Source organism: Clostridioides sp. ZZV14-6345, from assembly GCF_020657775.1.
Classification (GTDB): Bacteria; Bacillota; Clostridia; order Peptostreptococcales; family Peptostreptococcaceae; genus Clostridioides; species Clostridioides difficile_D.
In genome coordinates, this window is the sequence record NZ_JAGWCX010000208.1 from 1 (window position 1) to 368 (window position 368).

Consider the following 368-nt stretch of genomic DNA (forward strand, 5'->3'; position numbering starts at 1 on the left):
GGTGCAGGGCCTGGCCGCGCTGGCCGCCGCGCTCAGGAGCAGCGCCTGATGGCCGGCTGGCGGCGCGTCTGGCGCTGGCTGGCTGCTCTGCTTTTGGTAGCGGCCAACGCACAGCCGGCATGCGCTGTGCCCACATTTGCCTTCTACTACGGGCGCGACATCCCCTGGGAATCGCTGGGCGCGTTCGACGTGGCGGTGGTCGAGCCGGGCAACGTCGGCGCCGCCGGCTGGTCGCACCGCCTGAACCCGGACACCACCGTCGCCGCCTATGTCTCGGTGGGCGAGGTGCACCCCACGCGCAGTTACTTCGCGCAGCTGCCGCCCGGCTGGAAGCTCGGCGAGAACCCCGCGTTCGGCTCCACCATGAT

1 protein-coding gene is annotated in these 368 nt (G+C 71.5%); it reads left to right on the forward strand.

All coding sequences use genetic code 11. The annotated features are described in order from the left end of the window. Positions 1-48: 48 nt before the first annotated feature. On the forward strand, positions 49-368 hold a 320-nt coding region (locus tag KGF39_RS19560), incomplete at its 3' end, for a hypothetical protein (RefSeq protein ID WP_227823585.1).